The organism is Arthrobacter sp. zg-Y1143 (assembly GCF_030125565.1).
Taxonomy (GTDB): domain Bacteria; phylum Actinomycetota; class Actinomycetes; order Actinomycetales; family Micrococcaceae; genus Arthrobacter_B.
In genome coordinates this window covers 131,476-155,482 of record NZ_JASKLW010000005.1, presented here as the reverse complement: position 1 = coordinate 155,482, position 24,007 = coordinate 131,476, and the positions used below count along the sequence as shown (strand labels likewise).

At 65.8% G+C, this 24,007-nt stretch carries 21 protein-coding genes and 1 pseudogene; 15 read left to right on the top strand and 7 right to left on the bottom strand.

Annotated features, from left to right (window positions below):
* The first annotated feature begins 62 nt into the window (after positions 1-62).
* Together QNN98_RS07220 and QNN98_RS07215 are read left to right on the top strand one after the other, a co-directional pair.
* Positions 63-428, top strand: a complete 366-nt coding sequence (locus QNN98_RS07220) for a BlaI/MecI/CopY family transcriptional regulator (protein WP_227910919.1) — start codon at positions 63-65, stop codon at positions 426-428.
* 17 nt (positions 429-445) lie between these two features.
* Positions 446-1,420, top strand: a complete 975-nt coding sequence (locus QNN98_RS07215; RefSeq protein ID WP_227910918.1) for a M56 family metallopeptidase — start codon at positions 446-448, stop codon at positions 1,418-1,420.
* Between the two features lie 25 nt (positions 1,421-1,445).
* Here QNN98_RS07215 and QNN98_RS07210 read toward each other — a convergent pair whose 3' ends face one another.
* Positions 1,446-3,557 carry a DNA gyrase/topoisomerase IV subunit B gene (locus QNN98_RS07210; protein WP_227910917.1) on the bottom strand — a complete coding sequence of 704 codons (2,112 nt, stop codon included), beginning with the start codon at positions 3,555-3,557 and terminating at the stop codon, positions 1,446-1,448.
* Between the two features lie 287 nt (positions 3,558-3,844).
* Between QNN98_RS07210 and QNN98_RS07205 the strand changes: the two genes are divergently transcribed.
* On the top strand, positions 3,845-4,066 hold the full coding sequence (locus QNN98_RS07205; RefSeq protein WP_227910916.1) for a DUF7455 domain-containing protein: 222 nt from the start codon (positions 3,845-3,847) through the stop codon (positions 4,064-4,066).
* A 192-nt stretch (positions 4,067-4,258) separates the two neighbouring features.
* Here the strand turns inward: QNN98_RS07205 and QNN98_RS07200 are convergent, their stop codons facing one another.
* The 6 genes and pseudogenes from QNN98_RS07200 to QNN98_RS07175 all read right to left on the bottom strand — a co-directional run.
* Positions 4,259-5,584: an RNA polymerase sigma factor gene (locus QNN98_RS07200; protein ID WP_227910915.1), complete on the bottom strand. Its 1,326-nt coding sequence runs from the start codon at positions 5,582-5,584 to the stop codon at positions 4,259-4,261.
* Positions 5,585-5,990: 406 nt separating this feature from the next.
* Positions 5,991-7,403 carry a DUF4192 family protein gene (locus QNN98_RS07195; RefSeq protein ID WP_283996648.1) on the bottom strand — a complete coding sequence of 471 codons (1,413 nt, stop codon included), beginning with the start codon at positions 7,401-7,403 and terminating at the stop codon, positions 5,991-5,993.
* Positions 7,404-7,529: 126 nt separating this feature from the next.
* Complete coding sequence (locus QNN98_RS07190; RefSeq protein WP_227910913.1) at positions 7,530-8,285, bottom strand: ABC transporter permease; 756 nt, start codon at positions 8,283-8,285, stop codon at positions 7,530-7,532.
* A 10-nt stretch (positions 8,286-8,295) separates the two neighbouring features.
* Positions 8,296-9,066 (bottom strand): ABC transporter ATP-binding protein, encoded by a 771-nt coding sequence (locus QNN98_RS07185; protein ID WP_283996647.1) that lies wholly within the window; start codon positions 9,064-9,066, stop codon positions 8,296-8,298.
* Positions 9,067-9,138: 72 nt separating this feature from the next.
* Positions 9,139-10,488 (bottom strand): MFS transporter, encoded by a 1,350-nt coding sequence (locus QNN98_RS07180; RefSeq protein ID WP_283996646.1) that lies wholly within the window; start codon positions 10,486-10,488, stop codon positions 9,139-9,141.
* A gap of 216 nt (positions 10,489-10,704) precedes the next feature.
* Positions 10,705-11,598 (bottom strand): annotated as a pseudogene (locus QNN98_RS07175) (proteasome assembly chaperone family protein); the annotation flags it as partial.
* Between the two features lie 267 nt (positions 11,599-11,865).
* Between QNN98_RS07175 and QNN98_RS07170 the strand changes: the two are divergent.
* From QNN98_RS07170 to QNN98_RS07115, 12 genes are all read left to right on the top strand, one after another.
* Positions 11,866-13,395 (top strand): leucyl aminopeptidase, encoded by a 1,530-nt coding sequence (locus QNN98_RS07170; protein ID WP_229959496.1) that lies wholly within the window; start codon positions 11,866-11,868, stop codon positions 13,393-13,395.
* Positions 13,396-13,584: 189 nt separating this feature from the next.
* A complete protein-coding gene (gene lpdA / locus QNN98_RS07165; protein ID WP_227926550.1) occupies positions 13,585-14,967 on the top strand; it encodes a dihydrolipoyl dehydrogenase in 1,383 nt (460 codons plus the stop codon).
* Positions 14,968-15,083: 116 nt separating this feature from the next.
* Positions 15,084-16,856, top strand: coding sequence for a 2-oxoglutarate dehydrogenase, E2 component, dihydrolipoamide succinyltransferase (sucB, locus tag QNN98_RS07160; RefSeq protein WP_283996645.1), 1,773 nt, complete (start codon positions 15,084-15,086; stop codon positions 16,854-16,856).
* A 153-nt stretch (positions 16,857-17,009) separates the two neighbouring features.
* Positions 17,010-17,357, top strand: a complete 348-nt coding sequence (locus QNN98_RS07155) for a hypothetical protein (RefSeq protein WP_227910907.1) — start codon at positions 17,010-17,012, stop codon at positions 17,355-17,357.
* A gap of 79 nt (positions 17,358-17,436) precedes the next feature.
* Positions 17,437-17,865 (top strand): OsmC family protein, encoded by a 429-nt coding sequence (locus QNN98_RS07150; RefSeq protein WP_227910906.1) that lies wholly within the window; start codon positions 17,437-17,439, stop codon positions 17,863-17,865.
* A 223-nt stretch (positions 17,866-18,088) separates the two neighbouring features.
* Complete coding sequence (locus QNN98_RS07145) at positions 18,089-18,394, top strand: urease subunit gamma (protein ID WP_227902226.1); 306 nt, start codon at positions 18,089-18,091, stop codon at positions 18,392-18,394.
* 1 nt (position 18,395) lies between these two features.
* Positions 18,396-19,295: a hypothetical protein gene (locus QNN98_RS07140; RefSeq protein ID WP_283996644.1), complete on the top strand. Its 900-nt coding sequence runs from the start codon at positions 18,396-18,398 to the stop codon at positions 19,293-19,295.
* Positions 19,296-19,356: 61 nt separating this feature from the next.
* Entirely contained in the window at positions 19,357-19,803 is a 447-nt protein-coding gene (locus QNN98_RS07135) for an urease subunit beta (protein WP_227910904.1), read from the top strand.
* On the top strand, positions 19,803-21,527 hold the full coding sequence (gene ureC, locus QNN98_RS07130; RefSeq protein WP_227910903.1) for an urease subunit alpha: 1,725 nt from the start codon (positions 19,803-19,805) through the stop codon (positions 21,525-21,527). Before QNN98_RS07135 ends, ureC begins: the two co-directional genes overlap by 1 nt.
* 81 nt (positions 21,528-21,608) lie before the next feature.
* The gene (locus QNN98_RS07125) at positions 21,609-22,226 is read left to right on the top strand and encodes an urease accessory protein UreF (RefSeq protein WP_283996642.1); all 618 of its coding nucleotides are present in this window, start codon (positions 21,609-21,611) and stop codon (positions 22,224-22,226) included.
* A gap of 46 nt (positions 22,227-22,272) precedes the next feature.
* Entirely contained in the window at positions 22,273-22,905 is a 633-nt protein-coding gene (ureG, locus tag QNN98_RS07120) for an urease accessory protein UreG (protein WP_227910901.1), read from the top strand.
* 26 nt (positions 22,906-22,931) lie between these two features.
* Positions 22,932-23,987, top strand: a complete 1,056-nt coding sequence (locus QNN98_RS07115; protein ID WP_227910900.1) for an urease accessory protein UreD — start codon at positions 22,932-22,934, stop codon at positions 23,985-23,987.
* The last annotated feature ends 20 nt before the right edge of the window (positions 23,988-24,007 follow it).

Below are 24,007 nucleotides of genomic sequence, written 5' to 3'. Positions count from 1 at the left end.
CATTGGTAGGTCTGGACTGAACTATCGGCTGAGGCCGGGACTGAATAACGAGAAGGATGCACATGGCTACGCTGGGTGACCTGGAACGCGCAATGATGGACCTCCTGTGGGAGTCGCCCGAAGCAGCCACGGCCAACGAGCTGCGGGAAAAACTGGCGCAGCGCGAGGAATCCGCCGACGGCAGGGGCCTGGCAGTGACTACTGTGCTGACCGTCCTTTCGCGCTTGGAGAAAAAATCCCTGGTACGCCGCGAGCGGGACATCCGGCCGCACCGCTACCGGGCAGTGACCACGCGTGCAGAACACACCGCCGAACTGATGCACGAGGCCCTGGGTACCGCCAACGACCGTGAAGCCGTCCTGGCCCGGTTTGTCGGCTCGGTCTCCGACACCGAAGCCGAGATGCTCCGCAGGTTGCTCGGCGCCTAGGCAGCGGCACCAACAAAGTGTTCTGGGCTTCCTACGCACTGGCCGCGCTGGCGATTATCCTGGCGTGGCCCGTGCCCATTCTCCTCTCGCGGGCAAAGTGGCCCGCGCGCTCCCCCTTCACGGCCATGGTCCTGTGGCAGGCCATAGCCCTCGCCGGCGGACTGTCGATGATCGGCGCCATGCTGACCTGGGGCCTGGAACCGCTGGGCAACAACTTGCTGGACGGGCTGCAGGGCCTCTGGGCCATCCTGGTGGCCGGCGCCCCGGCGAGCGAACTCGGCTTGGTCCACGTGTTCGCCCTCAGCGCCGCATCTTTGTTGAGCGCCCATTTGGTCTTTACCCTGCTGCTGACCTGGTACCGCATTCTCCGCGGCCGGCGGCGGCACCGGGACATGCTGAACCTGCTCAGCTCCCCCTCCTCGGACGCACCGGCCACCTTGGTGATCCAGCACCCCACGCCGGTGGCCTACTGCCTGCCCGGCGGCGCACGCTCGGTCACCGTCCTGTCCGACGGGCTGCTGAACATGCTCTCCGAGGATGAGCTTTCCGCCGTCCTGACCCATGAGCGGGCGCATCTGGCTCAGCACCACCACCTGCTGCTGTGGGCGTTCGCGGCCTGGCGCGCGGCGCTGCCGTGGCTGCCGACCTCACTGATGGCGCAGCGGTCAGTCAACGAACTGATCGAAATGCTCGCAGATGATGAGGCGCTGCGGAAGGTGGACCGGCTAACCCTGGTGCGTTCGGTTGCCATAGTGGGTTCCGGCAGCCCCGCACCTGGCCGGGAGACGCCGGCAGCGCCGGCGTCCAACTCTCCGGCTGCCCTGGGCGGCCCGGACTTCCAGGAACCGCTGGGCACAGCCGGCAGGCTCAGCCGGCTGCTGACGCCGCAGCCGCCGCTCCCGCGCTGGCAGCAGGTGTGCGTGCTGTGCCTCTCGGTCCTGCTGCTGGCCGTCCCGACCACACTGCTGATCGCTCCGGGCCTGCTGGACTAAGTCCCTGCCCCGACCCGGCGCACCGCTAGGCGTCGATGCGGTCCCGGTCCAGCATGGCTGCGCCGGCAATGATGAAGTCCTTGCGCGGGGCAACGTCGCTTCCCATCAGCAGCTCGAAGGCGTGCTCCGCTGCTGCAGCCTCCGAGATCCGTACCCGGCGCAGGGTACGGTGCCGGGGGTCCATGGTGGTTTCCGCCAGCTGGCCGGCATCCATTTCGCCCAGTCCCTTGTACCGCTGGATGGGCTCCTTGTACCGCTTGCCCTCCTTTTCAAGGCTTGCCAGGACCTGGTGCAGTTCCTTCTCGCTGTAGGTGTAGACCATCTCGTTGCTCTTGGAACCCGCGTTGATGACCTCCACCCGGTGCAGCGGCGGAACCGCCGCGTACACACGTCCGGCTTCGACCAGCGGACGCATGTAGCGGAAGAACAGGGTCAGCAGCAGCGTACGGATGTGCGCGCCGTCGACGTCGGCGTCCGTCATGAAAATGACCTTGCCGTACCGTGCCGCGTCCAACTGGAAGCTGCGGCCGGAGCCGGCGCCCACTACCTGGATCAGGGCGGCGCACTCGGCGTTGGAGAGCATGTCCGCCACGGACGCCTTCTGCACGTTCAGGATCTTGCCGCGGATGGGCAGCAGCGCCTGGTAGTCCGAGGACCGCGCCAGCTTGGCAGTGCCCAGGGCACTGTCGCCCTCGACGATGAAGAGTTCGGAGCGCTCCTGGTCATCGATCCGGCAGTCCGCCAGTTTGGCGGGCATGGTGGAGGTCTCCAGCGCGTTCTTGCGGCGCTGGGTTTCCTTGTGCACGCGGGCAGAGATTCTCGACTTCATCTCCGCCACCACCTTTTCCAGCAGCTGCGCGGACTGGGTCTTGTCCGCACGCGCCGTGGAGTTCAGCCGGGCGGTGATTTCCTTCTCCACCACCTTGGTGACGATGGCACGGACCGCGGAGGTGCCCAGGATTTCCTTTGTCTGGCCCTCGAACTGCGGTTCGGCCAGCCGGACCGTCAGCACCGCGGTCAGTCCGGCGAAGACATCGTCCTTTTCGATCTTGTCGTTGCCCGCCTTCAGCTTGCGGGCATTGGCTTCGATGACCTTGCGGAAGGTCTTGAGCAGGCCCTGCTCAAAGCCGGTCTGGTGGGTGCCGCCCTTGGGCGTGGCAATGATGTTGACGAAGGACCGGATGTTGGTTTCGTACCCGATGCCCCACCGCAGGGCAATGTCCACTTCGCACTCGCGCTCGATCTCGGTGATCCTGCTGTGCCCGCTGTCGTCCAGCACAGGCACTGATTCCTTGAACTTGCCCGTGCCGTGGAGGCGCCAGATGTCCGTCACGGCGGCGTCGGCCGCCAGGTAGTCGACAAATTCCGCAATGCCGCCGTCGTGGTGGAAGACCTCTTCCACCGGACCGTTCTCGCCCGGGGTACCGGGCAGCCGGCGCTCGTCGCGGAGGGTGATGCGCAGACCGGGCACCAGGAAGGAGGTCTGGCGGGCACGGGACTGCAGCTCGGTGTAGGAGAACTTGGCGTCCGGGGTGAAGATCTGCCGGTCCGCCCAGTACCGGATCCGCGTGCCGGTGACGCCGCGCTTGGCCTTGCCCACCACTTCCAGGGGCGAACTTTCCGGGGACGGGGTGAATTTCGCCTCCGGTGCGGGGTTCTTGCCGGTGTCGGCAAAGTGCCCGGGCTCGCCGCGGCGGAAAGCCATCTGGTAGGTCTTGCCGGCACGGTCCACCTGGACGTCCAACCGCGAGGACAGGGCGTTGACCACGCTGGCGCCGACGCCGTGCAGGCCGCCAGAGGCAGCGTAGGAGCCGCCGCCGAACTTGCCGCCGGCATGGAGCTTGGTGAATACCACTTCGACGCCGGAGAGCCCGGTTTTCGGTTCAATGTCCACCGGGATGCCGCGTCCGTCGTCATGGATCTCCACGGAGCCGTCCGGGTGCAGGATCACTTTGATGCTTTGGCCAAACCCGGCCAGTGCCTCATCCACGGAGTTGTCGATGATTTCCCAGAGGCAGTGCATAAGGCCGCGGGAATCCGTGGAACCGATGTACATACCCGGACGCTTGCGGACAGCTTCGAGCCCTTCCAAGACGGAGAGGTGCCGGGCTGTGTAGTTCGAACTTGGGGGCGCCACGTGCGATGAAACTCCTTGGTATCGGCCGCTGGCCAACAAACGGATCAATGTAGACGGATCAGTGTCAAACGGATGAGTGTCAAACGGATGAATGTCCGGGAACAACCCGGACTCCTACAAGGTTAATCCCCGGCGGTGACAGAACCTGTCAGCGACTCAGCAGCAGTGAGACTGCCCACACCGCCCCGGCCAAATGGTACGCGCAGAGCGAAAGGCGGCCGAACCTGCCATGGCTGGGCCGGCAAAGATGGTTATATGAAGTATCAACACCCTTGAGGAGGCAACTCATGACAGCAGCAGTAGCAACCCGTGAGCTGAACAGCCTGGACCGCTGCGATCGTTGCGGCGCACAGGCATACGTACGTGCCGTACTGGAATCCTCCGGTGGGGAACTGCTTTTCTGCGGACACCACGCACGGGCGGTCGAGGCAAACCTTCGCCCGCTCACTTCGGAATGGCAGGATGAAACCGCTCGCCTGAACGAGAAGGCGCCGGTTCCTGCGGAGTAATTACCGGCAGAACCACCGCTGCAGCGTCCGCGCAGGTGCGGGCAGCGCGTACCAAGCTTGAAGAAGTCCCCTTCCAACCGGAAGGGGACTTCTTTTGCTATGTGCACATGTGCCCCGGGCTTAAACACAGCGGCACCCCGTCCGCCGGAGCGTAACGGAGTGCCGGCTGCCGGGACGAGCCCGCAGTGTCTTTTAGTCCAGGTAATCCCGCAGGACCTGGGACCGCGACGGGTGGCGCAGCTTGGACATGGTCTTGGATTCGATCTGGCGGATGCGTTCGCGGGTAACCCCGTACACCTTGCCGATTTCGTCCAGGGTCTTGGGCTGGCCGTCGGTCAGGCCGAAACGCATGGCAACTACGCCGGCTTCACGCTCGGAGAGCGTGTCCAGAACCGAGTGCAGCTGCTCCTGCAGGAGCGTGAAGCTCACGGCGTCGGCGGGGACAACAGCTTCGGAATCCTCAATGAGGTCACCGAACTCGGAGTCGCCGTCTTCACCCAGCGGGGTGTGCAGGGAGATCGGCTCGCGGCCGTACTTCTGCACTTCCACAACCTTTTCAGGGGTCATGTCCAGTTCCAGGGCCAGTTCTTCCGGAGCGGGCTCGCGGCCCAGATCCTGGAGCATCTGGCGCTGCACGCGGGCCAGCTTGTTGATGACCTCCACCATGTGCACCGGAATACGGATGGTGCGGGCCTGGTCGGCCATGGCACGGGTGATGGCCTGGCGGATCCACCAGGTGGCGTACGTGGAGAACTTGAAGCCCTTGGTGTAGTCGAACTTCTCGACCGCACGGATCAGGCCCAGGTTGCCTTCCTGGATCAGGTCAAGGAAGAGCATGCCGCGGCCGGTGTACCGCTTGGCCAGGGAGACCACCAGGCGGAGGTTGGCTTCGAGGAGGTGGTTCTTGGCACGCTTTCCGTCGTGGGACACCCACTGCAGCTCACGCTTGAGCTTGGGGTCCATCTGCTTCTCAGCCGGCAGAAGCTCATCGGCGGCAAGCTTTTCGTCAGCAAACAGGCCGGCTTCGATCCGCAGTGCGAGGTCAACTTCCTGCTCGGCGTTCAGCAGGGCAACCTTGCCGATCTGCTTCAGGTAGTCCTTGACCGGATCGGCAGTGGCACCGGCGGACACAACCTGCTGTGCAGGGGCATCGTCGTCGTCGGCGTCGGAGTACACAAAACCGGACCCTGTGGGTGCGGCATCGGCTGCGGGATCGGCAGCTTCGACGGCGTCAGCGTCGGGTTCGACGTCGGCGGGCTCGTCGTGCAGCTCGTCCTCGGCTTCCGACTTGGCACCCTTGGCCGGCTTTGCCGTTTTGGTGGAGGTCTTTCGACCTGCGGCCGCTGTGCCGGCCTTGGCCGGTGCCTTCTTGGCGGCAGGCTTGCGGGCCGTCTTGGCAGCGGTCTTTTCGCCGGAAGCGGGCTCCTTGACGGCCGTCACGGAGGGGGCGTCAGCTGCGGCAGTGCGCTTTTGTGCAGTGTCAGTCTCTTCGACTGCAGTTGTCTTTCTCGGCGACACAGAAAACCTTTCATACGGCGGGTTGTGGCACCGCCATTGGGGGCAACACCACTATGACCCTGTCAAGTCCGTGCTTCAATCCAAGTGATGTCAGCTCGGCATGTTCTTGGTAGAACACGCAGCGCCGGTGTTTTGTTCCGTCCGCCACATGGGCTGGCAGTTCAAAGGACACTTGATACACGAACCCGACCGGGTCTCGGTTCCCATTGTCGCACGTTTTCCGTCCTGCCACAGCACCGGTGCGGGCATCCGCAGCTACGGCACGGGGCTTGCGCATCATGCAGTCCCGTTCCGGCGCGGCCCTTCTCCATCCGCAGCCCGGACTCCCGTTCGCCGCCGTCCCCCGCTCCCGGAGCCGTCACATTTGCATGCTCCACTGCTCTCAACACTCCCCCGGCTACCCCTGCTACCCCGGTTCCCCCGGCCATGAGCCGGCCCGGGAGCGGGCCCAGTCCGGCAGGACACCGGTTCCCAGTAGTTCCCGCAGCAGCAGCGCCAGCCGGTAGCCCGGCGACTCGTCCAAAGCGTGCTGCAGGAAAACATCAGAGCGGGATCCGCGTCCGCGGGCCCATTCGATCCACGCCAAGAGACAGAGCAGCGCCGCTTTTGGGTCTCCTGCGGCCACCGGAACAAGGTCCCTGAACACCGCGTAGGTTCGGTCCAGCATGTTCCAATCCGGGACCGTCGGGCTCGTGCCCACCAGGATGTTCCGAAAATCCGCTGCTGCCGTTGGCCGTCCCTCTGCCCGGCCCGTGTCCTGCCCGGCAAAGGGCACGGGTGCAAGCGTCCCGCGGGCCCGTGTTCCCCGCAGCGGCTCGGAAGGCAAAGGCTCCGAATGCAGCGGCTCCGAAGGCAGTGCAGGCGCCGGGAATACCGGCGGCTGCGCCTGCCGGGAGGTGAGGCCGTTGGCTTCCGCCCCGGCCAGGGCAGCCTGGGCGCCGGCCGCGCCCAAAACCAGCAGCGTGTCCCGGACGGAGCGGTCCTGCAGGCTTGCCAGCAGGAAACCAGCCAGTTCCGGGTCCTCCCGCAGCCGGGTTGCGACGGCAGGGGCGGAGCCTCCGGCAGGGGCCGGGTCTCCGGAGCCCGCAAGACCCGGGTCAGCACTGCCCGGGTCTGCACTGCCCGATCCGGCGCCGTCGGTTTCGGTGGCCTTTGCCCAGAGCAGCAGTGTTCCGCGGAACTGCGCCTTTCCGTTCCATTGCCCGCCGACCAGTGCCGTGAAACGCTCCTGGGCCTCGGCCACCTGCTCGTGGTTGCCCCACGGCGGCGGAAAGGACTCCCCTACCGCGTTCTCCAAGGAGGAGGCGTACGCACTCCCGCGGTACACGAGTTCGGTGTTGAGCATGCTGTCGGCGATTTGTTGCCGAGGTGTCCCGGGCCAGGGACAGCAGTGGGGCCGGACACAGAAATAGTTGCGCCAGGTGTCCGGCCCCACCAGCCACCCGTCCTGCAGCGGGATGCCGGCGGCACCGAATTCCTTCGCCATGCGCCGGATCAGGGACCGGTATGGTGCGTGCGCGGGCTGGATCCAGGGCTCATCGGTATACATGGCCAGCAGGACCCCGTCGGCACGCGGGTCCGAAGCCATGAACCGGCAGGCATTGAGCGCATATGCGGCGCTGGTGCCGGGCTTGAGGCCCCGCGCAGGCGGCAGGTCGAGGCGCAGGGTTGCGTCGAGCCGGTTGCCGCATAGCGCGAGCAGCACCAGTGAGTTCCGTGGTTCGAAGCCCAAGGTGTGCGGAATCAGGCTGAGGATGTCTGCCGGGGCGCAGACGCGGTATGGGTTCTGCGGGGTGCCGGCGGCCGGTTCTGTGCTCATGCCGCAAGGCTTCCTGCGTGCACACATCCGTAACAGCGCCTGCCCGGCGGCTGTGTACACACGGCCGGCAGGCCGCTTTCAGTCCCGCCGGTGGAGGAAGAGTGATCCGCAGCCGAAGGTGCCCGGTCAGTTCCAGCGGAAAACCTTCGCGGCCACCACGGCAGATGGAACGGTCCAGCCGAGCATCACCAGGAAGGGAAAGGCCGTAACCGACCCGCCGTACCAGGCAGCGGTAAGCGCCTGGGTCATGGCACCGAGCGGGGTAAAGGCCGCTATTTGGCGGATACCCTCCGGCATCAACGGTCCGGGCGTCCACAGTCCGGCAGTGAACATACACGCCATGAAGACCAGGAACCCGATACCGTAGGCCGTCTGCGAGGTCCCGGCGAGGGCAGCGATGAGAGATCCCACCGCCATCATGGCGGCGGTTCCGAAGGCAAGGATCAGGACAACCAGCGGGATGCTGCTCGGCATCAGGCTGTCAAAAGCCACCCGGGCAAGCAGCATGGCCAGGGTCACTGCCACCGCCAGCGAAGCGGCGCTGATGATCCACTGGGAAAACAGGATCCGGTGTGCACCCACGGGCGTCACCCCCAGCCGGCGCAGCACTCCGGTCTCACGGTAACCGCTGATGGCGGAGGGATAGTTGGTCACCGCCACACTGGACAGTGCCACCGCAAGGGCCAGGGGAACCAGCAGGTCGATGGGGCGGAGGCTGGCATAGAGGGGATCGCTTCCACCCATCGGCGCCGTCGTCCCGGGCATCACGAACCCCTGCAGCAGCAGGATGGCCGAGGGAAGGATCAAAGCCATGAAAATGCTCACCGGATTCCGCAGGTAAAGCTTCGCTTCAGCGGATGTCAGGGCTCCGAGCGTGCGCATGGCCGTGCCTTCACTCTCCTGCAGGCTGTTCGATAAACGCCAGGTAGGCGTCCTCAAGGGAGCCGGCACCGCCGTCGTTCCCGCCGGACACCGAAAGAAGTTCCTGCGGCGTCCCGACGAACCGTGTCCGGCCGGCATCGATGATGGCGAGGCGGTCGCAGAGACGCTCGACGTCGTCGAGGTAGTGGGTGACCAGCAGGACCGTGATGCCGCCGTCCTTCACCCGTTGAATCAGCTGCCGGACATCGCGCCGGCCCTGCGGGTCCAGTCCCGTGGTCAGCTCGTCGAAAACCACCACATCCGGATTGCCGATCAGGGCAAGGGCAATCGAGAGGCGCTGCTTCTGTCCGCCGGACAACTTGGCGAAGGGACGCTTCCGGTGTTTGTCGAGCCCCACCGTGCGCAGCAGGTCCGTCACGTCCGCCGGAGCAGGATAAAAGGCGGCGAACAGGCGCAGCGCTTCCTCTACCCGCAGGGCAGGGGGCAGGGCCGCGGACTGGAGCTGGTAGCCCACCCGTTCCCGCACTGCCGCCCGGTCTGCGGCGGGATCCACTCCCAGGACGCTGATGTGCCCGGCGTCCGGCCGCAGCGCACCCGTAACGCACTCCACTGTGGTTGTCTTGCCGGCCCCGTTGGGTCCGAGGATTCCGAACGTTTCGCCGGCTGCTACCGAGAACGTAACGTCCTCCAAAGCGGTCACTCCGCGGAAGCCCTTGGCCAGTCCGCGGACATCCACTACTGCAGCGGCCACTGTGCCGCCCAGGGCCTGTGCACCGGTCATGCCGCTCATTGTGGACACCGGCCAGCACCGGGTCAAGGGTGCAGCGGGCAGGCCGGCACGGCGAAGCGCCGGTTAGCGCCGGCCGTCACCGCCGGCAGTCCCCCGGCGTTCTTCCCGGCGGCGCTGGCGCTCCCGGGCCAGGGCTGCGCGCAGCGGCGGCAGCGGCGAGCCGGCGTCGGCCAGCCGGGAGCGGATCTTTGCGCGCGTGCGCAGGATGCCGAGCACGCCCACGGCCATCACGGCGAACTGGACGGCCAGCGCGATCCGGAACGAGCCCAGGGCGTACAGGTCTCCGCCGGAGAACCCGTTGCTGTTCAGCACGTCCAGCACCGCGCCAATCAGGTACATGCTGACCAGGGAGGCAATAAAGCCGCCGATGTTCACAATTCCGGTGGCGGTCCCGAGCCGGTGGCTGGGGTTGTAGGTCCGCGCAAAATCGAAACCGATCATCGATCCGGGGCCGCCGACGGCGAGCAGGGCGACCAGGAGCGCCAGCAGCCACAGCGGCGCCGGACCCGGATACAGCAGCACGGCGAGCCAGCCCAGGGCCATGGCGCCGGCGATCAGCAGGACCATGGTGGACCGGCGCAGCGGATGCCGTCCGACCCAGGAACCCATCCACGGGCCGCAGACAATGGCCACCACCACAAAGAAGGTCATCAGCCCCGAGGCGACCGGAGGCGCCACGCCTTCGGCGCTGACCAGGTACGGGAAGCCCCACATCATCACGAACACGGTGCCCGGGAACTGCACCGTGTAGTGGGTCCACATGCCGAGCCGGGTGCCGGGCTGGGCGAAGGCTTCGGACAGGGACGTGCCGGTCTGGCGGAGCGGCAGCGGTACGGGCGCTTCACCGCCGTCGGGCCGGTTCCGCACACACGCCAAGGTGAGCACCAGCGCCAGCAGGGACAGGGAAGCGGCGGATACAAAGGCGGTGCTCCACCCGAAGCGGTGCAGCACAAAGGCAAAAGGAATGGCACTGGCAACTTGGCCCAGCTGCCCCACGATGCCCGTGTACTGGGTGAGAACCGGGATTTTCCGGCCGGAGAACCAGGCCGGCAGCAGGCGCAGCACCGAGATAAAGGTCAGCGCGTCCCCGGCTCCCACCAGGGAGCGGCCGAGGATGCCCGCGCCTACCGACTCGGCGGCCGCAAGCTGGAATTGCCCGGCCATCATCAGGGCGGCACCGGCCGCGATCAGCATCCGGGGACCGAAGCGGTCCACCAGCACGCCCACCGGAATCTGCAGCCCGGCGTACACCAGCAGCTGCACCACGGTGAAAACGGACAGCACGGAGGCTGTGGCGGAGAACCGCTCGGTGGCTTCCAGCCCGGCGACGCCGAAGGAGGTGCGCTGGGTGACGGCCACCATGTAGGCGAAAACGCCTACTCCCCAGACGAGCCAGGCCCGTTTTCCGTTCATCGGCCGGCCCGCTTCGGGCAGGCCTGCCGCAGGCTAGGCCTGGTCCCGGTGCCCTTCGGCGTCGTTATCGCTCCGGCCCTGATCCGTGCCCTCCGTGGCATGCGGTGCATTCTCCTGATCTGCGCGTCGGTCTTCTTGGGTGTTCATCGCCCCGTCCGTGCCGGGGTGCTGGGTCTCCGGCCACAGGGCTTCGGATTCCTCTTCGGCCTGCGGGCTGGCCAGGTAGGCCTCCACAGCGGCACCGATTTCGTCGGCGTTGGCCAGTTCATCGTTGTCCTTGACCAGCAGGGAACGCGTGACGATGCTTTCGGTGTACTGGTCGTAGCGCTTCTCCAGGGTAGCCACCACGCCCTTGACCTCGGCGGAGGCCTCCACCTGCTCGGTGATCTGGCGCTCGACGTCGCGCCCGGCTTCGCGTAGCCGGTCAGTGGGCAGCACCAGCGAGGCGGCAGCGCCCAGGTACTCCAGGCCGGCGACGGCGGCGGGCGGGAACTCGGCCTCGGCGAGGTAATGCGGTACGTGGACCACCTGGCCGACGACGTCGACGCCGGCGTCGGTGAGCCGGATTTCGAGCACGTGCCCGACGGCGGCCTGTATCTGGGCAATCGGGGTCCAGGAACTGATGCCCTCCACCAGGTCGGGACGGTTCCCGTGGGTAGTGACCCCGATGGGGCGGGTGTGCGGGACGGGCATCGGAATGGAGTGGACCCAGCAGACCAGTTCCACCTCGAAGAGATCGACCAGGTGCAGCACAGCGGCGGCGAAGCGTTCCCACTGCAGGTCCGGCTCGAACCCGGTCAGGAAGAGGAACGGCTCCCCCAGCCCGTCGTACATCCGGTACAGCTCAAGCCGCGGCGGTTCATAGTCGCTTAGGTGGTCTTCGATGAAGGAGATCTGCGGCCGGCGATTCCGGTAGTCGATCAGCTGGTCGGCGTCGAAGGTAGCCACCAGGTCATAATCCAGGGCGTCGAAGAGTTCGTCACGGATCTGGCTGACCACATGACCGGCCTCGGCGAAACCGGTAAAGCCGGCCAGAAGCTTCAGTCCGTGGAGGTCCGCGGAGTCCGCCACCTCAGGATTCAAATTAAACAGGGTCAACGGATCAAGCATGTCTTACCCCTCCCGGCGGCTCGTTCCAAAGCGGTTGGCCCAGCATGCCGGCCCGCATCCTGCGGTATCAGCCCTGCTGCGCCCCTTACTCAAGGGTAAACGCACGCAGGTACCCGATTCATTCCGCACCGCGCCCCGGCGCTGCGCCCCTGCGCGCACGCCCGGACACCATGCTCCGGCGCGCAACGTTGCGCGCCGGCACACGGCAAGAGACTACGATCGGTCTGGTAACGGCAAAGCAACACAGAAACGTGAGGAAGCAGCTTCGTGAACAAAGCCAGTGAGCCCAGCCTGTCGGCAGTAGCCAAGGACGGGCGGAAAGTCTCCGCCAACGCCCTCGTAGTCGGCGTTGGCCAGACCCCCGACGGTCCCGTCCTGATCGAGAGCCCGCTTTCCCCCAAGGCCACCGCTGCCCTGGCTGCTTCGCTGCCCATGCTCGGCGTCACCGGTGCCGCCGACCAGGTCCACCGCCTGCCCGGACTGCCCGAAGTTGATGCGGACATGCTCGTCCTCACCGGCCTGGGTGCCGTGTCCCCCGGTGTCGCCATCTCGGAAGAGACCCTGCGCCGGGCTGCCGGTTCGGCTGTCCGCCAGATTGCCGGCACCGCCTCAGTAGCCCTGGCCCTTCCGGCCGGCACGGTGGCGGACGCCGCCGCCGTCGCCGAAGGCGCCCTGTTCGGCGCCTACAGCTTCACCGAGCACCGCAGCGCCGCCACCGCCGAGAAGGTCCCCGCTCCGGTTTCGGCGATCACCGTGATCACGGCCGCCGCTGATGACAAGGCACTCAAACCCGCCCTCGAGCGCGCCCGCATCCTCGGCAAGGCCGTGAACGCCACCCGCACCCTGGTCAACCAGCCGCCCAGCCACCTCTACCCGGAAACCTTCGCCGCCGCAGCCAAGGACCTGGCGAAGTCCCTGCCGGTGAAGGTCACCGTGTTCGATGAAAAGAAGCTTGAACGCGAGGGCTTCGGCGGCATCCTGGGCGTCGGCAAGGGCTCCGCCCGCCCGCCGCGCATGGTCAAGCTCGAGTACTCGCCGCTGCGCCCGAAGGCCAAGCTCGCCCTGGTGGGCAAGGGCATCACCTTTGACTCCGGCGGACTGTCCCTGAAGCCGGCCGCCGGCATGCAGGCGATGAAGTCGGACATGGGCGGCGCGGCCGTAGTGCTCAACGCCCTCCTGGCCATCGCCGAACTCGGCCTGCCGGTCAAGGTCACGTCCTGGCTGTGCATTGCCGAGAACATGCCCTCGGGCACCGCCCAGCGGCCCTCCGATGTGATGACCACCTACGGCGGCCGCACCGTTGAGGTCCTGAACACCGACGCCGAAGGCCGGCTCGTGATGGCCGACGGCCTGGTTGCCGCCAGCGAAGAAGGCCCCGACGTCATCATCGACGTCGCCACCCTCACCGGTGCGCAGATGATCGCGCTGGGCAACCGGGTCTCGGCAGTGATGGGTGAAGAAGGTGTCCGCGACGCCGTCAAGGCTGCAGCGGACCGCTCCGGCGAGCTGTTCTGGCCGATGCCCATTCCGGAGGAACTGCGTGCCAGCCTGGATTCCCAGGTGGCTGACATTGCCAACCACGGCGAGCGTTTCGGCGGCATGATGACCGCCGCCACGTTCCTGCGCGAATTCGTGGGCGAAGTCAACGGCACCAAGATCCCCTGGGCCCACCTGGACATTGCCGGCCCCGCCTTCAACGAGGGCGCTCCGTACGGGTACGTCCCGAAGGAGGGCACCGGCGTCGCCGTCCGCACCCTGGTGGCCTACGCGGAAGACGTGGTCGCCCGCGCTTCATAGCATCCGATCCGGTTCCGTGAAACGGAACTGACGTTTGTTGCTGGTGTTTCTCATTACACTTCGCCCCCTACCGCCTGTCCCCAAGTGGATGCAGGTGGTAGGGGGCGATAGGGTGAGACCTGATCACAAACGCCCAAATACTCATCGGCGCGCATGGGCGCGTCAACGATTACGCGAGGGAGCGTCCAAGTGGCCGATAAGGCAGCTGCGCAAGAGTTCGACATCCTGATCCTCGGCGGAGGCAGTGGCGGCTACGCCGCAGCTCTGCGCTCCGTGGAGCTGGGATTCTCCGTAGGTCTCATTGAAAAGGGGAAGCTGGGCGGGACCTGCCTTCACAACGGCTGCATCCCCACCAAGGCGCTCCTGCACTCCGCGGAGATCGCCGAGAACGCCAAGACGGCCTCCAAGTACGGCATCAACGCCACCTTCGACTCCATCGACATGACGGCGGTGAACTCCTACAAGGACAACATCATTGCGGGCAAGTTCCGCGGCCTGCAGGGCCTGATCAAGTCCAAGGGCATCACCGTCATTGAGGGTGAAGGCAAGCTCACCAGCGAAAAGACCATTGAGGTCAACGGCCAGACCTACACGGGCAAGAACATCATCCTGGCCACCGGTTCCTACTCCCGTTCACTGCCGGGCCTGGAAATCGGCGGCAAGGTCATCACCTCCGACCAGGCCCTGAAGATGGACACCGTGCCCAAGAGCGCGGTCATCCTTGGCGGCGGCGTCATCGGCGTCGAGTTCGCCTCCGTATGGAACTCCTTCGGCGTGGACGTCACCATCGTGGAGGGCCTGCCCTCCCTGGTCCCCAACGAAGACGCAGCCATCATCAAGCAGCTCGAACGTGCCTACAAAAAGCGTGGCATCAAGTTCAGCACCGGCATCTTCTTCGACAACGTCCAGCAGAACGACGACGGCGTCGTCGTCACGCTGGCCGACGGCACCAAGTACGAAGCGGATCTGCTCCTCGTGGCCGTGGGCCGCGGCCCGGTTACCGCCAACCTGGGCTACGAGGAAGCGGGCCTGACCATGGACCGCGGCTTCGTCATCACCAACGAGCGCCTGCACACCGGCGTCGGCAACGTCTACGCCGTGGGCGATATTGTCCCCGGCCTGCAGCTGGCCCACCGCGGCTTCCAGCAGGGCATCTTCGTGGCCGAAGAGATCGCCGGCCTGAAGCCCGTTGTCGTCGAAGACGTCAACATCCCCAAGGTCACCTACTGCGAGCCGGAAATCGCCTCCGTCGGCCTGACCGAAGCCAAGGCCAAGGACAAGTTCGGCGCCGAAAACGTCGAGGTCCAGGAATACAACCTGGCCGGCAACGGCAAGACCTCCATCCTCGGCTCCTCCGGCCTGATCAAGATGGTCCGCGAGAAGGACGGCCCCATTGTCGGCGTCCACATGATCGGCGGCCGCATCGGCGAGCAGATCGGCGAGGCCCAGCTGATCGTTAACTGGGAGGCGTACCCTGAGGATATTGCCAGCCTGATCCACGCCCACCCGACGCAGAACGAAGCGTTGGGCGAGGCAGCCATGGCCCTGGCCGGCAAGCCCCTTCACGGTTAATACCTAAGCTTCACTCCCCCGGCGCAGACGGAGCACCGGATGCGCCGGGGAATTCATCACCAGCACCAGCGGTACGGCTGGTCACAAAAGATCTAATAAGGAGAAACGGGGACAATATGTCTGAAACCGTGAACTTACCCGCCCTTGGTGAAAGCGTCACCGAAGGCACCGTCACCCGCTGGCTGAAGAACGTCGGCGACCGCGTTGAGGTCGACGAGCCCCTGCTCGAGGTGTCCACCGATAAGGTCGACACGGAGATCCCCTCCCCCGTGGCCGGTGTGATCGAGGAAATCCTCGTTGCCGAAGACGAGACCGCAGAGGTCGGCGCCGCGCTTGTGCGCATCGGCGACGGTTCCGGCTCCGATTCCCAGCAGGACGACGGCGGCAGCGCCGCCAACCAGGAAGCCCCCGCGCAGGAAGCCCCGGCTGAAGAGGCTCCTGCCCCCGCAGCCGAAGAGGTTCCCGCTGCCGACGAAGGTTCCTCCGCCGGCTCCGGCGAAGGCACCGAGGTCACCCTGCCCGCACTGGGCGAGTCCGTCACCGAAGGCACCGTCACCCGCTGGCTGAAGGCCGTGGGCGACGACGTCGAGATGGACGAGCCGCTGCTTGAGGTGTCCACCGACAAGGTCGACACTGAGATTCCCTCCCCCGTGGCCGGAAAGCTGCTGGAGATCCGGGTCAATGAAGATGACACCGCTGAGGTTGGCGCCGTACTCGCCGTTATCGGTTCCGGTGCGGGCGCTCCCGCCAAGGCCGAGCCGAAGGAAGCCGAGCCGGTAGCGGCCGCTTCCAAGGACGAGCGCGAAGCGCCGGCTGTTGAGCCGGAGAAGCAGGAAGCTCCCAAGCAGGAAGCGCCGAAGCAGGAAGCTCCCAAGCAGGAAGCCCCCAAGGCTGAAGCACCGAAGCAGGAAGCTTCCAAGGCTGAGGCTTCCAACGACGGCGGCACCTACGTGACTCCGCTGGTGCGCAAGCTCGCCAACGAGCACGGCGTGGACCTGTCCACGCTGAAGGGTTCCGGCGTCGCCGGCCGCATCCGCAAGCAGGATGTCCTCGAAGCCGCCGAAGCAAAGAAGTCCGCCGCCCCGCAGCCCGCTGCAGCGCCGGCGTCGTCCTCCGCCGCTTCTGACAAGGCAGCCCCGGCCAAGATCAGCGACGAAAGCGCGAAGCTGCGCGGCACCACGGTCAAGGCACCGCGGATCCGCCAGACCATCGCCCGCCGCATGGTCGAATCCCTGCAGGTCTCGGCCCAGCTGACCCAGGTCCAGGAAGTGGACATGACGCGCATCGCTAAGCTGCGCGCCTCGGCCAAGAACTCCTTCCTGGAGCAGAACGGCGCCAAGCTCACCTTCCTGCCCTTCATCGCCAAGGCTGTTACCGAGGCACTGAAGCAGCACCCGAAGCTGAACGCGTCCTACGATTCCGACGCCCAGCAGATCACGTACCACGACGCCGAACACCTGGCGATTGCGGTGGATACCGAGAAGGGCCTGCTGGTTCCCGTCATCGCGGATGCCGGCGACCTGAACATTGCCGGCCTTGCCAAGCGCATCGGCGATGTCGGATCGCGCACCAAGGCCGGAAAGATCGGACCGGATGAGCTCTCCGGCGGAACCTTCACCATCACCAACATCGGTTCCGTGGGCGCCCTGTTCGACACCCCGATCATCAACCAGCCGCAGGTGGGCATCCTGGGCACCGGCGCCATCGTGAAGCGTCCCGTCGTCCTGACCGACGCCGAGGGCAACGACACCATTGCCATCCGCTCGATGATGTACCTGTCCCTGTCCTACGACCACCGCTTGGTGGACGGCGCTGACGCAGGCCGGTTCCTGCAGACGCTGAAGGCACGCCTGGAAGAGGGCAACTTCGAGGCCGACCTGGGCCTCTAGGTTCCAGCCCGAACGGCCGCAGGGCGCTCTCCCGTACGGGAGGGCGCCCTGCGTCGTTAAGGCCGCCGCAATTTCTCTACATGTTGTAGAAAAGTTACGGCGGCACTGCGTGATCGGGCCGTTGTGCTGACAGTGCGTCAGTAAACTGGAAGCATGGACATCCTTCAAAGCTTCCTTGTTTTCCTGCACATCCTCGGTGCAGCCATCATCGTTGGCCTGTGGTTCGCGCGGATCAAGAACCCGACGGTGCTGCCGGGCCAGTTCCACGGCGCACTGCTCCAGCTGGTCACCGGACTGGCCCTGGTGGCCATCGCCGAGGCGGGCGACGGCGACGTCAACCACCTGAAGATCGGCATCAAGCTCCTGATCGCCCTGGTCATTGCCGTGCTCGCGTTCATCGGCCAGCGCCGCTACAAGAAGGATGAGCCCGTCTCCGCCGGCCTGGCCAACAGCGTCGGCATCCTCACGATCGTCAACATCGCCCTCGCCACCATGTGGTAGTCCGCACACCAGCGGAAATAGGATGGGATGGCGCCGGTTTCCACCGGCCCCATCCCATCACTGCTTAAGGAGCCCCCCCATGGCTACAGTCCGCTCAGCCCACACCGTTTGGAACGGCGACCTCTTCAACGGCAAGGGCGATGTAACCCTCGACAGCTCCGGTTTGGGTACCTACGACGTCACGTGGAAGGCCCGTGCCGAGGAGGCCAACGGAAAAACCAGCCCGGAGGAACTCATTGCCGCGGCCCATTCGGCCTGCTTCTCCATGGCCTTCAGCAATGCGCTGGCCGAGGCGGGCAAGACCGCCGAGCGGATCTCGACTTCCGCCGATGTCACCTTCGTCCCGGGCACCGGTATCACCGGCAGCCACCTGACGGTCACCGCCGTGGTCCCCGGTCTGACCGCCGAGCAGTTCGATGACCTCGCCGAATCCGCAAAGACCGGCTGTCCCGTCTCGCAGGCCCTGGCAGGAATCGACATCACCATGGACGCCACCCTGGAGTCCTAGGCCTCCCACATCCCAGGCATCAAGGCCCGGACCGCGATTGCTGCGGTCCGGGCTTTTCGTCTTTCGAGCCCGGGCAAACCCAATGCAGGGTTTTGCTCCGGCATCCGGGTGGACGGGGTGTTGGCCCCGCCGGGGTCCGCGTAGCGTGGTTTGCAAGCGAGCTTGGCCCGTACGCCAAGGGAGCGGTTTCGATAGCATCGCAACTGCGGCTGAAGGTAAAGAAATGAACCTCACTCCCAAAGAAATCGACAAGCTTTACATCTACCAGGTTGCTGATCTGGCCCGGAAGCGGCGCGACCGGGGAACCAAGCTGAGTGTCAGCGAAGCAACCGCCCTCATCTGCGAGGCAATCCTGGAGGGCGCCCGCGACGGACGGACCGTTGCTGAGGTGATGGAGCTCGGCAAGACCATCGTCTCCGAGTCCGAATGCATGGACGGCGTGCGTGAGCGGCTGCCTCTCCTGCAGGTCGAGGCGACCTTCGTTGACGGCAGCAAGCTGGTCTCCTGTCACGATCCCATTGGGGTGTGACTTGACCGGGCCCGCCGAGCCGCGTGCAACGGTGGTCCTGGTCGGAGGGCACGAGAGCGGCAACGGTGCGGACTTCTCCTTCCTCACCGATATGATCCCCGACGCTCTCGTCACCCCCGCCGGACGGCCGTTGCACAACACCCTCACCCGGCTGCGCGCGCGGAACATCTCCGGCGCGGAGGCGGCACCAATCGTCGTGCTACCAATGACTTTCGGGCGCAACCCGACTCTCGTGGCCGACACGGCGAAGACGCTCAAGTGGCTCGGTGCCCAAGGCGCCCGGGACAGCGCCGCCGCGCCGCTGGCTTTGGCGGACGCTTTCGGCACGGCCGACCACCTCACGGCGTGGCTGCGGACCGCCGCCGTCGAGGTGCGCCGGCGCACACCCCGCGCAGCCGTGTTGATAGTTGCAGATGCAGCCAACCCCTTCGACGACGCCGAACTCCACCGCATCGCGCATTTGGTGCGGACCCACGGGGCCGGCAACCCGGTGGGAACGGCTGCTGTCGAGGACACGGAGGCACTCCTGGAAGCTGTCCGGCGGATGCGGCTGCTTGGGAGTACGGAAACGGTGGTTGTACCGGCCGGGTTCCGCCGGGTGGCCGCCGTGCACGGCGAAGCTGTCCCCTTCGGCGAAGGCGCACTTGCCGACACCGGCTTCTACGGTGCCCTGCTGAGCGAACAGGCGGTTCTGCGCGTCATCCGCGAACGGGTCCATGACGCACTGCACGCCCTCGGGCACGGCCGTACCGGCATTGAGGCAGGCCTTCAGGCTGACCACAGTCACGGTTATGCCCACTCGCACGCCTTCGAGGAGGCTAACGGCCACTCCCACATCCACAGCAACGGGGCGGGCGACGGCCACACCCATCACCACCCCGCCCCGATCGGCTCGAGCTGACCGGAATCCCCCACTGAAACACCATGTGCGGCCGCGCTGCGCCGCAAGGGAAGGAATCACCATGCTGGGCAGCCCCACTTATGACCACGGAGAACAAGAGATCGAGATCAATGCCGGCAGGCCGAGCGTCAAGCTGCTGGTGAGCAACACAGGTGACCGGGCCATACAGATCGGCTCCCACTTTCACTTCTTCGAAACCAACAAGGCGCTTCTGTTTGAACGCGAACTCGCCTACGGCATGCACCTTGACGTGCCGGCAGGCACCGGTATCCGCATCGAGGCAGGCGACACCAAAGAGGTAACCCTGACGGCTTACGCCGGCAACCGCCGGGTCATCGGCTTCAACAACCTCGTAGACGGCGGGCTCGATTCTGCGGCAACGAAAATTCGGGCGATGGACCGGATGAACGAACTCAAGTTCCAGAACGGCAAACCGAATGCCAAACCCAGTGCCGGCAACACGGGCAACCCGGCGAAAACGGGTAACGCAGGAGAAGGGAAGAAGTGATGGCGAAGATCTCGCGCAAGCAGTACACCGATCTCTTTGGACCGACCACCGGGGACCGGGTCCGCCTGGCCGATACCAACCTGGTGATCGAGATTGAGAAGGACTACAACGAAGGCCACTACGGCGACGAGGTTGTCTACGGCGGCGGTAAGACCGCCCGTGACGGCATGGCTGCCGACCCGCAGGCGACCGCCGCGGAAGGCGTGCTCGACCTGGTGATCACGAACGCCATCATCCTGGATCCAGTGCTTGGCGTGGTCAAGGGCGATATCGGTGTACGCGACGGCAAGATCGCCGGCGTCGGCAAGTCCGGCAACCCGCACACCCAGGACGGGGTGGATCCGCGGCTGGTGGTTGGACCGGGCACTGAATTACTGGCCGGCGAACACTTTATTGCCACCGCCGGCGGCATCGATTCGCACGTGCACTACATCTCGCCGGAACAGGCGCTGGCGACCCTCTCCAACGGCATCACGACCATCTTCGGCGGCGGCACCGGGCCAACCGACGGCACCAACGGCGTCACCACCACCCCCGGTGTTTGGAACCTCGCCCGGATGCTCCAATCCGCCGAGGGAATGCCGGTGAACATGGGTTTCCTCGCCAAGGGCAACGGATCGCTGCCGGAGGCCCTGATGGAACAGATCGAGGCCGGGGCGGCCGGACTCAAAGTACATGAGGACTACGGCACCACCCCGGCAGCGCTCAGCAATGCACTTTCCATGGCAGATCACTACGATGTGCAGGTCTCGGTGCACACCGACAGCCTCAACGAGTCCGGTTACGTGGAGAACACCCTGGACGCGATCGACGGGCGCACCATCCACACCTTCCACACCGAAGGCGCCGGCGGCGGACACGCCCCGGACATCATCAAGGTGGCCGGGCACCCCAACGTCCTCCCGTCGTCGACGAACCCGACCCTTCCCTACACCGTCAACTCGGTCGATGAGCTGCTCGACATGGTGATGGTCTGCCACCACCTTTCCCACGACATCCCGGAAGACGTCGCCTTCGCCGATTCCCGGGTGCGGGCCGAGACAATCTCCGCCGAAACCGTTTTCCACGACGAGGGCATCATTTCGATGGTTTCCTCCGACTCCCAGGCGATGGGGCGCATTGGCGAGTCGTTCATGCGCACCTTCCAGATCGCCCACCACTGCAAGGACCAGCGCGGCAAGCTGCCCGAGGACAGCCCGGACAACGACAACTTCCGGGTGCTGCGCTTCCTCGCCAAGATCACGATCAACCCGGCCATCACCCAGGGAGTGTCCGACTACATCGGCTCACTGGAAGAGGGCAAGATGGCCGATATCGTGCTTTGGCCGATCCAATCCTTCGGCGCCAAACCCCGGCTCATCGTCAAAGGCGGACTGATCAACTGGGCACTCATGGGCGATCCGAACGCCTCACTGCCGACCCCTCAGCCGGTGTATTACCGGCCCATGTTCGGTGCGCAGGGCAAGGCGCTGCAGAGCACGCGGGCAACGTTTATGTCCCAGGCGGCCATCGACAAGGGTGTGCCGGAGAAGCTCGGGCTTCAGAGCCAGGTGCTCCCGGTGCACCGCTGCCGCGGCATCGGCAAGCAGCACATGGTGCGCAACAGCGCCACACCGAACATCGAGGTGGACCCGGAGACCTACAACGTGACATACAACGGCACGCTGGCCACGATCCCTCCGGCCCAGTCGCTGCCGTTGACCCAGTTGTTCTTCCTCGCCTAGGGGCACCGAATGACGGATGTACGCCAGTTGCTGACAGCCCTGCAGTTCGCGGACTCGGCTTTCCCCAGCGGCTTTTACACGATGTCACACAGTCTCGAAGGGTACAGCCAGGCCCGCCTGGTGGGCCGGGACGGCGTGCAGCAGCTGCTGGGCGAGCTGTTGGTGCACGCCGTCGGGCCTTCGGACGCAACCGCACTCGCCGCCGCGCACCGCGCGGCGGCGGACGGCGACGTCGAACTCGTCCAGGAGATCGACCAACGGCTCTTCGCCTCAAAGCTGAACGCCGAAATGCGCACCGCTTCGGTACGCAGCGGGCACCAGCTGATCGATCTGGGCGCCGAGCTGACTCAACAGGCGCTGCTAGCCGAATACCGGGAGCGGGTGCGGGTGCGCAGCACCCCCGGGTGCCAGCCCGTCGCCGCAGCTGTGGTGTATGCGGCGAACGGGGTTGACGCCAGGGACGCTGTTGCAGCGGACCTGTTCGCCTTTTCGGCGAGCTTCGTCGGGGCCGCGCTCCGGCTTCGGCTGACCGACCACCGGCAGGCGCAGGCCATCCTGCTGGAAACGTCCGGGGTGATCGAGCAGGCGATGGATGCCGCCCTTGAGCGCGATCTCGCTGACCTCGGCGGCTGTGCGCCCATGGCGGACGTGATGTCGGCCCGGCACGAAAGGGCCGAGGCGCGGCTGTTCTCCAGCTGAATGGCGCATACGGAAGAACGACATCTACACCGAAAAAGAGGAACCCATGAGCGAGAACGTTTTGAGGATCGGCATCGGCGGACCCGTTGGCAGCGGCAAGACAGCTTTGACGGAGGCGCTGGTTCCGCTGCTGATCGAGGCCGGCCGCACCCCCGGCGTCATCACAAACGATATCTACACCCAGGAGGATGCCCACCACGTGCGCCGTGAGTTGGCCGGTATCCTCGATCCCGAGCGCGTGATGGGCGTCGAGACCGGGTCTTGCCCGCATACTGCCGTCCGCGACGACCCGACCATGAACCTGGCCGTAGGGGCCGAAATGCTGGAACGGTTTCCCGAGATCGACACACTGATTTACGAATCCGGCGGCGACAATCTGACGCTGACGTTCTCGCCTGCACTGGCGGACGTGTTTGTGTTCGTGCTGGACACCGCAGAGGGCGAGAAGATGCCGCGCAAGCGGGGTCCCGGCATCACCGACAGCGACATCCTGGTCATCAACAAGATCGACATTGCACAGTATGTCCGCACGGATCTCGGGGTGATGGAGTCGGACGCGCACCGGGTGCGTGAAGACAGGCCCGTAGTTCTGACGAACTCACTCACCGGGTTCGGGGTTGACGAACTCCAGCGGGAGATCATGTCCCAGTGGGGTGCCAGAACCGAGCTGATCGGATGAGGCTGAAGGCGACGGACCCAGCAACTATGGCGGAACCGGCCGGAAACACCGCTGCCGGTGCAGCCCGGCTCGCCAGCGTGAGTGCACTGCCCCGCCCCGCGCCGGCGGGCGGCCGGGAACCGAGCAGGGGCGGCTACCGGCTCGAACCGGCGTTCTATGAGCCGGCCCGGGTGCCGGCAGAAGTGCTGCACCAGGCTCAAATCTGGCGGGGTTTGCCCGTTGGCAGCCCGGGTAAGGTGGGCATTCTGCAGCTGGGGTTCGACCGCAACCGGGGCCGCACCGAGCTGGTGCAGCACTACCAGAAGTCACCGCTGCAGATAATGCATCCGCTCTACTACAACGAGCTGCGCCCGGATATGGCCTACACCTACCTGATGTCGGCAGGCGGAGGCATCCTGCATGGAGACAGGCTGCGCACCGATCTGCGTTTCGGGCCGGGCACGTCGGCGCATGTGACCACCCAGACCCAGACACGGGTCTACCGGATGGAGCATGACTACGCCTCCGCGATTATGAACATCGCTGTCGAAGAAGGCGCCTACGCGGAGTACCTGCCCGAGGCCGTGGTCCCCTTCGCCGGTTCGCGCTTCTACCAGCAGACATCGGCGGTGGTCGACGCGTCGGCCACCCTGCTGCTCGGCGAGACCCTGTACGCCGGCAGGCTCGCCCGCGGCGAACGCCATGCCTATGACGTGTACGCCTCCGACCTCGAGGTGCGGCGTCCGGACGGCCGGCTCGTTGCCCTGGACCGGGTGAGGCTGCGCCCCGGGGCAGGAGAGCCGGGAGGGTCCGACGGCGTGAACGGGCTCGGCGTGCTCGCGAACCATGACGTGCTTGCGATGCTTTACGTCTTCACGCCCCTCGTACCGCCGGCTCAGCTCGCCGATACCATGCACCGGGCAGTCGCGGAGAGCGGCGGCGACCTGATCTTCGGGGTGAGCACGTTACCCGGCGAAGCCGGTGTGTGGATGCGGCTGGTAGGCAACGACACCGTGGCCGTGGCCGCAGCGAACACGGCCGCCGCGGCCGCCGTGCACGAGTTGCTGACCGGGAAACGGGCACCCGTGATCCGCAAGAGCTAGAGAGGGGTGGAACGGTGCGA